The organism is Halomonas sp. PAMB 3232, assembly GCF_031954225.1.
Lineage (GTDB): Bacteria > Pseudomonadota > Gammaproteobacteria > Pseudomonadales > Halomonadaceae > Vreelandella.
On record NZ_CP134865.1, the window covers coordinates 2,508,760 to 2,523,458 of the forward strand.

Annotated in this window: 13 protein-coding genes; 6 read left to right on the forward strand and 7 right to left on the reverse strand. The window is 64.2% G+C overall.

Annotated elements, in window-relative coordinates; translation table 11 throughout:
- Positions 1–89: 89 nt before the first annotated feature.
- The 3 genes from RN346_RS11495 to prmB form a co-directional block, all read right to left on the reverse strand.
- On the reverse strand, positions 90–476 hold the full coding sequence (locus tag RN346_RS11495; RefSeq protein ID WP_311961187.1) for a hypothetical protein: 387 nt from the start codon (positions 474–476) through the stop codon (positions 90–92).
- A gap of 124 nt (positions 477–600) precedes the next feature.
- Positions 601–1,692, reverse strand: coding sequence for a chorismate synthase (aroC, locus tag RN346_RS11500; protein WP_311961188.1), 1,092 nt, complete (start codon positions 1,690–1,692; stop codon positions 601–603).
- Between the two features lie 12 nt (positions 1,693–1,704).
- Entirely contained in the window at positions 1,705–2,664 is a 960-nt protein-coding gene (gene prmB, locus RN346_RS11505) for a 50S ribosomal protein L3 N(5)-glutamine methyltransferase (RefSeq protein WP_263586674.1), read from the reverse strand.
- 200 nt (positions 2,665–2,864) lie between these two features.
- Between prmB and RN346_RS11510 the strand changes: the two genes are divergently transcribed.
- Positions 2,865–3,434: a Smr/MutS family protein gene (locus RN346_RS11510; RefSeq protein WP_311961189.1), complete on the forward strand. Its 570-nt coding sequence runs from the start codon at positions 2,865–2,867 to the stop codon at positions 3,432–3,434.
- A gap of 3 nt (positions 3,435–3,437) precedes the next feature.
- On the opposite strand, the gene RN346_RS11515 is transcribed toward RN346_RS11510, so the two are convergent.
- Entirely contained in the window at positions 3,438–4,472 is a 1,035-nt protein-coding gene (locus tag RN346_RS11515) for a patatin-like phospholipase family protein (RefSeq protein WP_311961190.1), read from the reverse strand.
- A gap of 23 nt (positions 4,473–4,495) precedes the next feature.
- Positions 4,496–5,386, reverse strand: a complete 891-nt coding sequence (locus tag RN346_RS11520; RefSeq protein ID WP_311961191.1) for an alpha/beta hydrolase — start codon at positions 5,384–5,386, stop codon at positions 4,496–4,498.
- 367 nt (positions 5,387–5,753) lie between these two features.
- Here RN346_RS11520 and RN346_RS11525 point away from each other — a divergent pair, with 367 nt between their 5' ends.
- From RN346_RS11525 to RN346_RS11535, 3 genes are read left to right on the forward strand one after another with little or no spacing between them, the layout of a single operon-like run.
- The gene (locus RN346_RS11525) at positions 5,754–6,197 is read left to right on the forward strand and encodes a LexA family transcriptional regulator (protein WP_263586670.1); all 444 of its coding nucleotides are present in this window, start codon (positions 5,754–5,756) and stop codon (positions 6,195–6,197) included.
- Positions 6,194–7,510 (forward strand): Y-family DNA polymerase, encoded by a 1,317-nt coding sequence (locus RN346_RS11530; protein WP_311958299.1) that lies wholly within the window; start codon positions 6,194–6,196, stop codon positions 7,508–7,510. The genes RN346_RS11525 and RN346_RS11530 overlap by 4 nt, the downstream gene beginning before the upstream one ends.
- 29 nt (positions 7,511–7,539) lie before the next feature.
- Entirely contained in the window at positions 7,540–8,661 is a 1,122-nt protein-coding gene (locus RN346_RS11535) for an LBF_2804 family protein (protein ID WP_311961192.1), read from the forward strand.
- Here RN346_RS11535 and RN346_RS11540 read toward each other — a convergent pair.
- Positions 8,640–10,103: a sodium-dependent transporter gene (locus RN346_RS11540; protein WP_311961193.1), complete on the reverse strand. Its 1,464-nt coding sequence runs from the start codon at positions 10,101–10,103 to the stop codon at positions 8,640–8,642. The two genes, RN346_RS11535 and RN346_RS11540, sit on opposite strands and share 22 nt — an antisense overlap.
- A 71-nt stretch (positions 10,104–10,174) precedes the next feature.
- Positions 10,175–11,383, reverse strand: a complete 1,209-nt coding sequence (locus RN346_RS11545; RefSeq protein WP_311961194.1) for a YbfB/YjiJ family MFS transporter — start codon at positions 11,381–11,383, stop codon at positions 10,175–10,177.
- Positions 11,384–11,576: 193 nt separating this feature from the next.
- On the opposite strand from RN346_RS11545, the gene RN346_RS11550 reads away from it, so the two are divergent.
- Positions 11,577–12,854, forward strand: a complete 1,278-nt coding sequence (locus RN346_RS11550) for a M20/M25/M40 family metallo-hydrolase (protein ID WP_263586665.1) — start codon at positions 11,577–11,579, stop codon at positions 12,852–12,854.
- A 302-nt stretch (positions 12,855–13,156) separates the two neighbouring features.
- A complete protein-coding gene (locus RN346_RS11555; protein WP_263586664.1) occupies positions 13,157–14,611 on the forward strand; it encodes a DASS family sodium-coupled anion symporter in 1,455 nt (484 codons plus the stop codon).
- Positions 14,612–14,699: the final 88 nt, after the last annotated feature.

The following is a 14,699-nucleotide window of genomic DNA, read 5'->3' on the forward strand; positions in this document are numbered from 1 at the left end:
GGCGCGCCCTCTTTTTAACCCGAAACGCTTGCCCGGCGCTATCGAAACAGCGTAACGATTGCCCTGGCGTTTAGCAACGCAGCCCCGAGCTATTCTTTGGCCCGCGAGCGTGACGAGGCGCTGGCCCGCGCTTTGGACGCTGGCTTCTCCGGCTCGGCCTCGGGCGCCTCGCTTCCCGCGTTGGCGCTGGCGTTACCCGCCTGTTTCAGCATGTCCAGCATCATCTGCTGGTAGGTACCGAAGTGGGCAAGGCCCTGGGACAGCCCCTGGGAGAGTCCTTGAGAAAGCCCCTGCTGCATCATCGGCTGCTGCAAAAACGGGCGCATCAGGCTCATCGGGTCGTAGCCTTCGACACCCGACTCCATCTGGCGCTGGATGCTGGTCAACAGGTGCTGCTGAAAGGCTTCGACGTCGGGCAGGCCCAGCGACTGGCGAAACTCTTCCGGCGTGAGATCGAACTCGACGTTGATTTTCATGGCCGACTCCCCTTGCGTGATGTGGCTGAATTGCGCGTGACCCGTTGAGCGTTCTGGCGACTCGCCGCCAGAAGGGGCGGCGGTCTGCTCTTGTGTGAAGTGTAGCAGCGCCCTGCGTTCGGGTTTAACGCTGATTCAGGCGCGGCGTATCGACACGAACGTCGCCGTTCTGACCGCGATGGCGCAGCAGATGATCGAGCAGCGTGATCGCCATCATCGCCTCGGCAATGGGCGTGGCGCGAATGCCCACACAAGGGTCGTGGCGCCCCCTGGTGATCACTTCGACCGGCTCGCCGTGCACGTCGATCGAGCGCCCGGGCGTGGTGATGCTGGAGGTCGGCTTCAGCGCCAGGCGCGCGACGATCGGCTGCCCGCTCGAGATACCGCCGAGAATACCGCCGGCCTGGTTGGAGAGAAAGCCCTCCGGAGTCAGCTCGTCGCGGTGCTCGGTGCCGCGCTGGGTCACGCTTTGAAAGCCGGCGCCGATCTCGATGCCCTTCACCGCGTTGATGCTCATCAGGCCGTGGGCAAGCTCCGCGTCGAGGCGGTCGAACACCGGCTCGCCAAGGCCCACCGGCACGCCGTCGGCGATCACGGTGATCTCGGCGCCGATCGAGTCCTGGTCGCGGCGCAGCTGGTCCATGTAGCTTTCGAGCTCGGCCACGCGGTCCGGGTCCGGGCAGAAGAAGGCGTTCTGCTCGACGCTCTCCCAGCCCTTGAAGTCGATCTTGATGGGGCCGAGCTGACTCATGTAGCCGCGCACCTGAATGCCCTGGGCGGCGAGCACTTTCTTGGCGATGGCGCCGGCGGCAACGCGCATGGCGGTTTCACGGGCGCTGGAGCGCCCGCCGCCGCGGTAGTCGCGGTGGCCATACTTGTGGTGGTAGGTGTAGTCGGCGTGGGCCGGGCGGAACTGCTCCTTGATTTTGGAGTAGTCCTTCGAGCGCTGGTCGGTGTTCTCGATCAAAAGGCCGATCGAGGTGCCGGTGGTCTTGCCCTCGAACACGCCGGAGAGAATGCGAACCTCGTCGGCTTCCTTGCGCTGGGTGGTGTGGCGCGAGCTTCCCGGGCGGCGGCGGTCGAGCTCGACCTGCAGCTCCTGCTCGCTGATCTCGATTCCCGGCGGGCAGCCGTCGACGATGGCGCCAAGGGCCACGCCGTGGCTCTCGCCGAAAGTGGTCACGCTGAAAAGCTTGCCGAACGTATTGCCAGACATGTCGCTAGTTCCTTACGCAAAAGACGCCGCGTGGGCGTCGAGTTCCGCGGCGCTGATGGCAAAGACGCCCTGGCCGCCGTGCTCGAATTCAAGCCACATGAAGCCGACCTCGGGAAAGGCCGCCTCGACGTGGCGATCGGAGTTGCCGACCTCAACGATCAGCCAGCCGTCGTCGGTCAAGTGATTGCGCGCCTGGCGCAAAATGCGCCGCACGATGTCGAGCCCATCAGAGCCTGCGCCAAGCGCCAGCGCCGGCTCGTGGCGAAACTCCGCGGGCATGGTGGCCAAATCGCGCGCATCGACGTAGGGCGGGTTGGAGACGATCAGATCGAAGCGCTGGCCCGAGAGCCCGTCGAAGACGTCGGATTCGACCGCGCGCACCCGGTCGCCGACGTCGTGGCGGGTGATGTTCTGCTTCGCCACCGCCAGCGCATCGGGGCTCAAGTCCGCCAGCGTCACGTGGCTGGTGGGCAGCACCAGGGCCGTGGCGATACCGATGCAGCCCGAGCCCGTGCACAGATCGAGCACGTGCGCCGGCGGTTCCTCGTCGAACCAGGCGCCGAAGCCGTCGAGAATCAGCTCGGCGATCGGCGAGCGCGGAATCAGCACGCGCTCATCGACATCGAAAGGAAAACCGGCGAAGAACGCCTCGCCCAGCAGGTACGGCAGCGGCGCCCGAGTAGTGATCCGCCGGCGCACCAGCTCGATGATGCGCTGGCGCTCGACGGGCAGAAGGCGCGCATCCTGAACGCCGGGGTCGACGTTCCAGGGCAGGTGCAGCGCGCCCAGGCACAGCGCCACCGCCTCGTCCCAGGGGGAGTCGGTGCCGTGGCCGTAGTGCAAACCAGCGACGTAGAACTCGCTGGTCGCCCAGCGCAGATAGTCGCGCAGCGTGATCAGATCGCTGGCCAGCGCCGACTCCGGCAGGGAAAGCGTTGAGGGAGAAGTCTCGGCATTGAGGTGCGTGGTCACAAGGGCTCCTGGCTAGGCGAGCCGAAAGCGTCGGGCTTCCGGCCCATCAAGGGGTGAAACGTGAAAAACGTCGTTGGCTTAACATCGGGAAATGATTGTACCTTCGTCGTCGCCCGGTTCACAGCGCCGCCAGGGCCGCTATACTGTGCCGTTCACGCCATCGTCCACACCGCCGTTTTTTCATTTTTTGTGAGCCTTTCATGTCGCGACGCCGCCACTCGCCCAACGATGAAGAGATCAGCGCCTTTCGCCAGGCGCTCCAGGAGGCCGGGGTGCGCCAGATCAAAAGCGACCTGGCCGACCCCGGCCGGCCCAAACGCGAGCGCGACGCCCAGGCAGCGCGCCGCCAGGCGGCGGTCAAGCAGGACGCTCAGGTCACGACCGGGCGCACCTCCGATGGCCGGGTCGAGGCGGTGCGCCCATCGGAGTATCTCGAGTTCAGCGTGACCGATCTGCCCTACCGCACCTTCAGCCAGCTCAAACGCGGACAAACCTCCTGGCAAGCGGGACTGGATCTTCACGGCTACACCCTGGAAGAGGCGCGCTTGGAGCTTGAAAGTTTTCTGACCGACGCCGCCGCCCAGCATCTTCACTGCGTGCTGGTGGTCCACGGCAAGGCCTGGGGCGCGACGGCGGATTTTCCGGTGCTGAAAAGCCACACCAACGCCTGGCTTAGAGAGTGGCCCGGGGTGCTGGCGTTTTGTTCAGCGGTGGACGCCGACGGCGGCACCGGCGCGGTTTATGTGCTGCTGCGAAAGCGCGGCCGCTAGCGGCTACTCGGCAGCGTCCGAGGCAATGCCCGGCATGCGCCGCTCAAGCGCTTCGTCGGCCAGATGGCGGCCGAGGCGAATCAGGTCGCGGGCGCGGTGAAATTCATAAGTGCTGCACACCGTTTTCGGTACCTCGATCAGCACGTCCGGCGGGTAGCCCGCCACCTTGTACTTGGCCAGTGCCGCCTGGGTGATATCAAAAGACTCCAGAATCATGTCGAGCTTGCCCCACTCGCGCTGCCCACGCGCCTCGATGCTCTCCTCTTCGACCCACTCGTCGTCCTGGGCACCAAAGCCGTCCCATAGCCGTTTCGTCGCCGCGCGCACGCCATCCATCCAGCCGCCCAGGTTGGCGTCGTGGTCGCGCTCAAGGCGCGTGCGCTCGTCCTGCTCATCGACGAGCAGAAGCTCCTCGAGGCTTACGGGCTGAGGGCTCTGGGCAGTGACGTTCACCGCCACGACCAGATCCGCCTCGTGGGCGGAGAGAATCGGCATCATCGGCAGCGGATTCAAAAGCCCGCCATCGACCAGCACCTGATCGCCCAGATGCACCGGGGTGATCACCCCCGGCACGGCGATCGAGGCGCGAATGGCGCGCAAAAGCGGGCCGCGCTGAAACCAGACTTCGCGCTGACGGACGAGATCCGTTGCCACCGTGGTCACTGGAATGGGCAAATCCTCGATCAGCGTATCGCCGATCAGCGCCTCGAGCTTGTTCATCACCTTGTTGGCGCGCATTGCGCCCATCGGGCTCCAGGTCACGTCGACCAGTTTCAACACGTCCAGGTAGTCCAGGTTGCAGACCCACTCGCGGTACTCGGCCAATTTGTTCGATGCGTAGATGCCGGCGATCAGCGCGCCCATGGAGCAGCCGGCGATCGAAATGATCTCGAAGCCGCGTGCCTCGAGCGCTTCGATCACGCCGATATGGGCATAGCCGCGGGCACCGCCGCTGCCCAGCACCAGGGCGACCTTCTTGCCGTGACCGTCTTGTTGAGGAGAAATATGGCTTAACGCTTGCTCTGTTGACTTGCTCATTCGACGTTCCGATCTGTTCCGTTTTACCCATTCATCTGGCGTTTGCAGTAATCCACGATGGTGCCGACGACGGCCTCGACGGCCTCAGCCTCCAGGTGCAGATGATGGCCACCCAAAAGCACCTGCCGCGTCAAATCAGGCACCTGCTGGCGGGCCTTGTGCGCCCAGCGGCGCTCGCCCAGAATGCCGCGATCGCCCTCGATAAGCAGTACTGGCGCCTGAATACTCGCCAGCATCGCCAGCACCTGCTCCGGCGTAAAGCGCACCAGCGACGGCTTGAGCAGGCGCGCGTCGGTGCGCATCTCGAGATCGCCCTGGGAGCTTGCCCGGGTATTACGCTCGACCACCGGGGTGATGGTCGACGCACTCACCGGCGTCACGCCGCCGGCCACCCGCGCGCCGACCGCGCGATCAATATCCGCGTAGCGCGGCGTGCGCGACGCCTGACGTCGGTGGGCCAAAAGCCCCTTTCTCAGCTGCTCGGTGCTCTGCTCGGCCTCGGTATTGAGCGCCCCCAGTCCGTCGATGAGCAGCAGCTTCTCTACGCGTTCGGGCAGCGCGGCGGCCAGTAGGCAGCTCACCGCCGCCCCCATCGAGTGAGCCAGAAGCGTGGCGCGTTCGATTTCCAGCTCGTCCAGCGCGTCGAGCACATCGAAAACGTAGTCCCACAGCGCGTAGTCGGTTTGGTCGGGCCCGTGGGCGGAGTGGCCGTGGCCGCGAAAATCGAGCGCGACGATGCGAACGCCGAGCGCGCGCGCCAAATGCGGGGCCAGGCGCGTGAAGCTTGCGGCGTTGTCCAGCCAGCCGTGCAGCGCCACCCAGACCGGCGCCTCGACGCTTCCCCATGCAAGGCCCGCCAGGCGGCCACTGGCCAGCGACAGGGGCCTGGGCGCGGTGCTTGCCACCTCCACCATAAGCGTTCTCTCCGTGTGCGCGTTTTTCGTTTGATGACGCCTTATGGCGTAAACGTTACCATGCCGGGCCCGGTGCCTGGAGCGCCGCGTTTTCAAAATTCTGCGCGCCACGCTCGACACGCGCTGATACGCCAACCGTCATCCACCCCTTCGCCAGATGAGTACCGTTATGAAACCTCGCCGTGATACCCGCGCCCGCAATGCCGTCTTTTTCATCGCCGTTACCAGCGCCATCGTCGTGGGGCTTTGGCTCGCACGTTGAAAACGGGGCACGTTGAAAACCGGACACGGCCTCAACCTTGCATTTCAAGACTCGAATAATAATACTGTATATACATACACCACTTGATTGTTCGAGGACGTCACGATGCCGTCTCAACCCGCCCACGTTGCGACAGCCTGGCCGTTAACCTTTCAACCGCTGGCGTTTCCCACCCTGTACGCGCGTGCCGGCTTTAGCGGATTTCCCTCGCCGGCCCAGGATTACGAGCAGCGCACGCTGGATCTGAACACGCGGTTGATCAAGAACCCGACGCAAACGTTCTACCTGACGGCGATCGGCGACAGCATGGAAGGCTGGGGCATTTTCCACGACGACCTGCTGGTCGTGGACCGCAGCATCAAGCCGCGCCTTGGGCACATTCTGGTGGCGCTGCTCGAGGGCGAGGTGTTGATCAAGCGCTACGCGCTCTACCAGGGCACGCCGCACCTATGCTCCGCCCACCCGCTCTACCCACCGCTGCCGCTATCGGGCACCGAGTGCCAGCTGTGGGGCGTGGTGCGCGCGGTGATTCACGAGTACGTGTCGTGATCGGCCTGGTCGACGCCAACAACTTCTACGTCAGCTGCGAGCGCGTTTTCCAGCCCGAGCTCGACGGCCAGCCGGTGGGCGTCATGAGCAACAACGACGGCTGCATCATCGCCCGCTCGGAAGAGCTCAAGGCCATGGAGATCCCCATGGGCGTGCCGGCGTTCAAGCTCGAGGGGCTGCGCCGCGCGGGACGCATTCATCTCAAGTCATCGAACTACGAACTCTACGGCGACATGTCAGGAAGGCTCTGCCAGCTTCTGCGCGATGCCTGCCCGGCGGTGGCGCCCTACTCGATCGACGAAATGTTCGTTTATCTGGACGGGCTCTCACCCGAGCAGTGCCAGGCGGTAGGAGAGGCACTTCGCCGCCGAATCCGCCGCCACCTGGGGCTTCCCGTCTGCGTCGGGCTTGCCCCGACCCATACGCTGGCCAAGCTGGCCAACCACGCCGCCAAAAAGCGCGCGCGCTACCAGGGCGTTTGCCTGCTGGACGCCGCGTCCAGAGAGACCGCGGCGCTATTAAAAGAGCTTCCGGTAGGCGAGGTGTGGGGCATCGGGCGGCGGCTGGCCGAGCGGCTGGCGGTGCAGCGCATTCACACCGCCTGGGATCTGCGCGAGTGCGACCACCACGACCTTCGCCGGCGCTTCTCCGTGGTGCTGGCGCGCACGGCGCTCGAGCTTCGCGGCACGCCGTGCCTTTCCATGAACGCGGTGGACGAGCCGCGCCAGCGCATCATGACCTCGCGCTCCTTCGGCAGGCCCACCGGCGACAAGGCCGACGTGTACAGCGCGCTGAGCCGCCACGCCCAGCGCAGCGCCGAGAAGCTACGCGAGCAGCGAAGCCTGACCCGGGCGGTGATGATCTTTCTCGCCACCAACCGCCACCGCCAGGACCAGCCGCAGTATTTTCCCCACGCCATGATTCCGCTCGCCGCCCCCAGCGACGACACCCGCGTGGTGCTGGCCGCGGTGCGCGAGGGGCTCGAGCAGATCTACCGGCCGGATCACCGCTTCATGAAGGCCGGCGTGATGCTGCTGGATCTGGTCGACGCCGAGCAGTATCAGCTCTCGCTTTTGCACCAGCCGCCGCGCCACCGTCATCACCCGGCGCTGATGGCTACACTCGACGACATCAACCGGCGCATGGGCCAGAACAAGGTGCGCTTTGGCGTCGAGCCGGAAGAGGCGTCCTGGCACCTGCGCTGCGGCCACCGCTCGAACCGCTTCACCACCCGCTGGGGCGAGCTGATGAAAGCCGGCACCCATCCAGGGGCCATCGAGGCGTGTGCCGAGCGGAAGAAGCCGCTACCCTAAAGGGCCTACTCGAAGTTACGTTATATCTCATGCCGCTTACCCGCCCCGACAGGGAGTTCGCCCCCGCCCCGGACCGCATCCAGCGTTTCGCAAGCCGCTACATCGGCCGCCGCCTGACCCGCCATAAAGCGCTGGGCGCCCCGGACATGGACGCTGTGAAAAGAAGCCGCCGCTGGGTGATCGTTTGGGCGGCGCTGGCGGGAATCGTCTCGGGCACGCTGATCGGCGGCGCCGAGTGGTGGATGCGCGAGATACTCGTCGACGACTGGGAGGCGCTATCGCTTCGCGAACAGCTGCCCTACTGGAGCGGCTACCTGGCGTTCGCCGGCGTGGTCACGCTGCTCGAAATCGGCTTTCTTTACTGGAACTCGCTGCGCGGCGTAGCGCGCATGATGCACTTTTGCGGACTCGACTACCGCCACCGCTCGCCCCAGACCCCCACGGTGGAGCTGACCCTGCAGGGCGCAGCCCGGGTGGCGCTGGAGTACCCAAGCCCCGGTAGCCCCGTTTATGGCGTCGACCCACACGCGTATCTTCGCGGCTGGAAGCTGACGCTGCGCGCCCTGCTCTACCGGCTCAAGGTCAGCCTGAGCAGTTTCCTGCTTCGCATGGTCATGCGCCGCCTGCTCGGGCGGCTGACCCTGCGCGGCTTCGTTCCCTTTCTTGTCGCGCCGCTCTACGCGTTATGGAATGCCTGGATCGCCGCCCGCGTGACCGAGGATGCCTGCCTGCTCGCCCTGGGCCCCCAGCGCATCGACCGACTGATGCCGCGCATCGAGCGCGCTCCGGAACACATCCGCCGCCTGCTCGCCCAGGGCGTGGGCGAAATGATCATGCGCAACCAGCACCCGCATCCGAACCTGGTGCTGCTGCTTTCGCGCGTATTGGCCACGCTTCCAGGCGCCCCCAGCGACCTGACCGTGGCGTGGCCAAGCGCTCTGGACGAGTTTGCGCGACTTGACGAGGGCGAGCGCGCACCGCTTCTGGAAAACCTGACCCAAGCGGTGCTGTTGAGCGGCGGCTACCGCGGCGCGCGCAAGCGATTTTTACGCCAGGTCTTCGCCCGCTGCCAGACACCGCTGACCCATGAGTTCATCGCCGGGCAGCGCTGCGAGATGGCATCGAACGATCAGCGCGGCGCGAGCGCCTGACGCAGACGCGGGCTTAAACGCTCCCCAACCAGAATCATCAGCAGCAGAACGCCCAGCAGGTACGGCCAGTGCTGAGCGAACACGACGCTATAAAGCCCCAGCACGTCGGCAAAGATCACCAGAATGCCCAAGGGGCTTACGTAGCGCGCCATCAATAGCCACAGCGCATAGAAGCGCGGGCCGAGCCCGAGCTCATCGCGCATCACGTTCTTGTTGAGCAAAAACCCGGCGACGAAAATGGTGCCCAACCCGCCCAGCGGCATCAGCCAGCGCGAGGTCAGATAGTCGAGCCAGTCAAAGAAGGTCTTGCCCGCCAGCGTCCAGTCCGCGCCCACGTTGAACGAGAGCATCGCAGCGGTGCTGATCAGCCACAGCACGATGCCGGTGCTCCAGGCCGCCGAGCGGCGCGTAAAGCCCTTGTTGTCGCAAAGCCAGGAGACCGTGGCCTCGACCATGGAGATCGACGAGGTGAGCGCGGCCATCGAGAGCATGATGAAAAACAGCGCGCCGAACAGCGACCCCAGCGGCATCGCCTGAAAGGCAACGGGCAGGCTCATGAAGATGAGCCCCGGCCCACCCGCCGGGTCCATGCCGTTGGCGAAAATGACCGGGAAGATGGCAAGACCGGCCATGAGCGCGACGAGCGTATCCGCCAGCGCGACGCCGAGCGTGGTGCGCCCGATGGAGGCGGTCTTGGGCAGGTAGCTGCCGTAGGTCAAAATCGCCCCGGCGGCCAGCGATAGCGTGAAAAACGCGTGTCCCAGCGCGGCCAGCATCCCGGCGCTCGAAAGGCTTCCCGTGTTGAACGAAAACAAAAACGCAAAAGCCTCACCGAAGCCGCCGGAGAGCGCGCCGAAGCCGATCAGCACCACCAGCATCAGCACCAGCCCGGGCATCATCCAGCGCACGCTCTTCTCGATGCCCTCCTGAACCCCCTTGCCCACGATCACCATGGTGACAAGCGTCACCAGCGTGCTCCAGAACCCCAGATTCCAGGGATTGGCGTTATTGGCCTCGAACACCGCCGCGAGCTCGTCGACACTGCCACCGCTGAGCCCGCCGCTGAGCGTCTTCCACAGGTAAGAGAACGACCAGCCCGCCACGACCACATAAAACGACAGGATCATGAAGCCGGCGAGCATCGACATCCAGCCCAGCACCGACCACGTCGGTGAGCGCCCGGAGCCGGTTGCCATGCGGCGAAAGGCGTCGACCGGGCTTCCCTGGCCACGCCGGCCAAAGGCGATCTCGGCCATCATCACCGGCACGCCCACGGCCAGAATGCAGATCAGATACACCAGCACGAAGGCGCCGCCGCCGTACTCGCCGGTCATATAGGGAAACTTCCAGACGTTGCCAAGCCCCACTGCGGAGCCGGTCGCCGCCAGCAGAAATCCCCAGCGGCCCAGCCACTGCGCGCGCGGTTGTTCAGAAGACGCCATGCCTTTTCCCCTGCCTTGAAAAAAAGGCGACATCCTGGCGGATTTGGACGTAAAAGCCCAGGGGTTTTGCGCTAGAGCGCGCGCGCCTCGGCGTCCAGGCCCTGGGCGGTGTGATCCACGCGCTTGAGTATGAGCAGAATCACCGCGCCCAGCGCCACCAACGCGCCGGCCAGCCACAGCCCCAGCCGGTAGTCGCCCACGGCTTCGGCAAGCGTTCCGGTCACCGCCGGCGCGATGATTTGCGCCGCGCCGTAGGCCAGTGTCAGCTGGCCCATCAGCCTTGCCGGGTTATCCGGATAAAGCCGCCCGGCCATGGTCAGCACCAAACACACGCAGCCCAGAAAGGTGCCGCCATAAAGCACTGCGCTCAGCAGCAGCGCGGCCAGGCTCGTGCTCCAGAGCGGAAGCCAGATCCCCACCACCTGAATGGCCATGGCAAGCCCCAGCGCCCCCAGGTAGCCCAGCCGCCGGGCGACGAAGTCCCATATCACGACCGTCAGTGCTGCGGACAGGCCCACCAGCGCAAACGCCCAGTTGCCGGTACCGGCAAGCAGCGGTTCGCGCTCGACGATGGTGACGAGGAAAGTAGCGTTGACCACGTAGCCGTACCCGGCGCAGAAGTAGGCCGGTACCATCAGGCGCAGAAAGATCATGCTGACGGGGCGAGTCGTGGCGGGTCTGGGCGCGGCGCTGGCAGCAGGCTTTTTGGGAGAGGGTAGCCACCGCCAGGCGGGCACCACCAGCAAGGCGCCCAGCGCGGTCAGCCAAAGCCACTGGCCGCGCCAGTCGATGGAAAGCGAAAGCAACCCCTCCACCGCCAGCGCCGCCAGCACGATGCCAAGCCCCAGGCCCGCGAAGTGAATGCCAAGCTCGCGTCGGCGCTTGTGTTCGATCAGCCAGTGCAGAATCAGCCCCGAAGCCAACAGCATCGAGGCGCTGCTGGAAAGCCCGGCCAGAAAGCGCAGCAGGGCCCAGAGCCAGACGCTTTCGGTCAGCGCCATGCCAAGAGTCGTCACCACCGCCAGCAAGAGCCCGGCGCGGTAGAGCTTATCCTTGAGCGCGAGACTCCCGGTCGAGGCGGCGAGCACCGCACCCAGCATGTAACCTGCGTAGTTGAACGCGGCCAGCCATCCGCCTTCGGCGTCGTTCAAGAGCCCGTCGCCCTGCATCACCGGCAACAGCGGCGTATAGGCAAAGCGCGCAACGCCCACACACAAAAGCTGGCTGAAAATACCGGCGAGCAGCACCTTGTAGCGCTGCAGGGAGATCGAGGCGGTCAAGGGCGGCTCCGTTACCTTACATGCATTATTGTTGAACCATCAACGCATGATAAGGCGTCCGGCGCCAGCCGTCATGACCACCTAAGTCGAGTCAGCGATTCGTCGAGCGATCAGGGCACAGCAGAGAGCACGTTCTCGCTGGATTTGTGCCAAACTGGATAGCCTACTCACAAGCCAACATGGAGAGTTTTACATGAGCGAAAGCGCCAAACCCTGGACGCAGCCAATGCCCGAGGCGCAGTTCGATTTGATGCGCAACATCATTGCCGCCCCCAGCCCGGTCGGGCTCGAAGGCGCGATGACCTACGGCGTCTTGAAGCCCTATTTCGAGAGTTTCGCCCCAGAGGAGTGGAAGCTTCATCAGTATCGTGGCAACGCCGGCGTGGTGCTGGATACTCACCCGGGCCAGGACGATATGTTCAAGATCATGCTGGTGGGCCACGCCGACAAGATCCGCATGCAGGTGCGCTCGATCGGCGAGGACGGCAAGATCTGGATCAACACCGACTCGTTTTTGCCGACGGTGCTGATCGGCCACGAAGTCATCCTGTTCAGCGAGGACCCGGAGGCGCCGGGCAGCTATCGCCGGCTGGAAGGCGGCACCGTCGAGGCGCTGGGCGCCATCCACTTTTCCGACCCCGGTGTCAGAAGCGGCGAGAAAGGCATCAAGAAAGAGCAGATCTATCTGGATCTGCAGATTCACGGCGAGAACAAGAAGCAGCAGGTGCTGAACCTGGGCGTGCGCCCGGGCGATTCGATCATCTTCAACCGCCCGATCAAAAAAGGTTTCAGCCCCAACACCTTCTACGGCGCCTACCTGGATAACGGCCTGGGCTGCTTCGTCACCGCGGAAGTGGCGCGCCTGGTGGCCGAAGCCGGCGGCACGAACAACGTGCGCGTGATGTTCGCCATCGCAAGCTACGAGGAGATTGGCCGCTTCGGTAGCCGCGTGCTGGCCGGTGATCTCAAACCCGACGCGCTGATCGGCATCGACGTCAACCACGACTACGTGGCCGCCCCGGGCATCGGCGACAAGCGCATGCAGGCGCTGGAGATGGGCAAGGGCTTTACGCTGTCCGTCGGCTCGATCGCCAGCGAGCAGCTCAACCGCATCATCGCCGAAACCGCGCGCCAGAAGGATATTCCCATGCAGCGCGATATCGTCGGCGTGGACACCGGCACCGACGGGATGGCCAGCGTCCTTGCCTCCATCGATAGCGCCGCGACCTCGCTGGGCTTTCCAACGCGCAACATGCACACCATCTCCGAAAGCGGCAATACTCAGGACGTGCTGGCCGCGATTCACGTACTGGCCGAGACGATCCAGCTGCTCGACAAGGTCGATAACATCAACGAGCTGTTCTTTGATCACCACCCACGGCTCGACCAGGCAAGCGAGCTTGTCCACAAGGGCAGCGACAAGCCCGACAGCGAAAAAGAGAACGACGAAAAAGAGAACGACGACAAGTAAGGCATCTGCCCCCGGCCACGCCGGGGGCTTCGCTTTGGGCCAATCCTCTACCGCCCTTCTCCTGCACCCTTCTCCTGCACCCTTCTCCTGCTCCCTTTTCCAGTGCCTTTTTTCAGCCCCCTTCCCTCCCTTGACTCAGCACGGGTCAAGCCCGCTTCCCCCTTCATGTGGCTCCCCAAAGGCGCAAGCCATACACGACCAAAGTCGTATGCATTCGACCAACGTTTTATAGACGTAAGTGGTAGCATCCCGCTCGCCAACGATTTGTTACGTATTCGCTTATCTTTTTCAGGGAGTTAGCCATGAGTTCATTGACCGACCAGTGGCGCCGCTGGGTGCCGCTACTGGCGGGGCCGCTACTATTCGCGCTTGTTCAGTTCGCGATGCCGACCACGCTGATCGATCCGATGCCGCGTATCGTGTTGGGTTTGACGGTCTGGATGGCCGTCTGGTGGGTGACCGAGCCGGTGCCCATTCCGGTCACCTCCTTTCTGCCCATGATTTTGCTGCCGCTGACCGGCGTCATGCCCATGGACGAGGCGGTGGTGGGTTATGCCAACCCGGTCATCTACATGTACATGGGCGGCTTCATCCTGGCGATCGCCATCGAGCGTTGGAACCTGCATCGGCGCATTGCGCTTTCGATCGTCAACCGCATCGGCAACAGTCTTCGAAGCATCGTATTGGGGGTGATGATCGCCTCGGCGTTTCTCTCGATGTGGATCTCCAACGCCGCCACGGCGCTGATGATGCTCCCCATTGCCGTGGCGCTTTTAGGCGAACTCGACGAGCGCGACCAGTTCGAGAAGAACCAGCGCGACGCCTTTGCGCGCACGCTGCTGTTGACCGTGGCCTACTCGGCGTCGATCGGTGGGCTTGCCACCATCATAGGCTCAGTGCCCAATGCCATCGTGGTGGCGATGATTCCGCAGTTCTTCGATGTCGAGATCAGCTTTTTGCAGTGGATGATCTTTGCGCTGCCGCTCACGCTCTTGCTGCTGATCTTCCTGTACCTTTATCTCACACGCGTCTACTCGAAAGTGCCCAACAGCCGCCTGGAGGTGAACTTCGTCGCCCAAGAGCTTGAAGCGCTGGGGCCGATCACGCGCAACGAAAAGCGTGTGCTTGGCGTATTCGTCATCACCGCGCTTGCCTGGGCGCTGCGTGGCTGGCTGGCGCCGTATTTCGATCTGCCCATCAACGACACGCTGATCGCGGTGATCGCGGCGGTGTCGCTGTTCATCATTCCTGCGCACCACGAAAATCGTAGCCTTCTGATCTGGGATGACATGAAAAACCTTCCCTGGGGGCTTTTCATCCTGTGGGGTGGCGGCATGGCGCTGGCGGCGGCGTTCAGCGCCAGTGACCTGACCGGCTGGATCAGCGACCAGCTCGAACTGCTGGATGGGGTGAGCTACTTCTGGCTGCTGCTGTTCATGGTGGCCTTGATGCTATTTCTCACCGAGATCATCTCCAATACCGCGACGGCCAACATGGCGATTCCGATTACCGCTGGGCTTGCCTCGGCGATCACCACCGGCAACCCGCTGGGGCTAATGGTGGCGGTGGCGTTGGCCACCACCTGCGCGTTCATGATGCCGATCTCGACGCCGCCCAACGCCGCGGTGTTCTCGAGCGGGCGCATCACCATCAAGCAGATGGCCAAGGCCGGCTTTATCATGAACATCGTAAGCGCCCTGGTGATTACGCTGTTCGTCTACTTCATCGTACCGCTACTGCTGCCCTCGCCCCTGTAAGGCGCTGGCTTACCCACAAAAAAAGACCCGGCCATCCGGCCGGGTCCAGTACGAGCATGTCCTCCCTGAAGACTTTCGCAACCTCCTG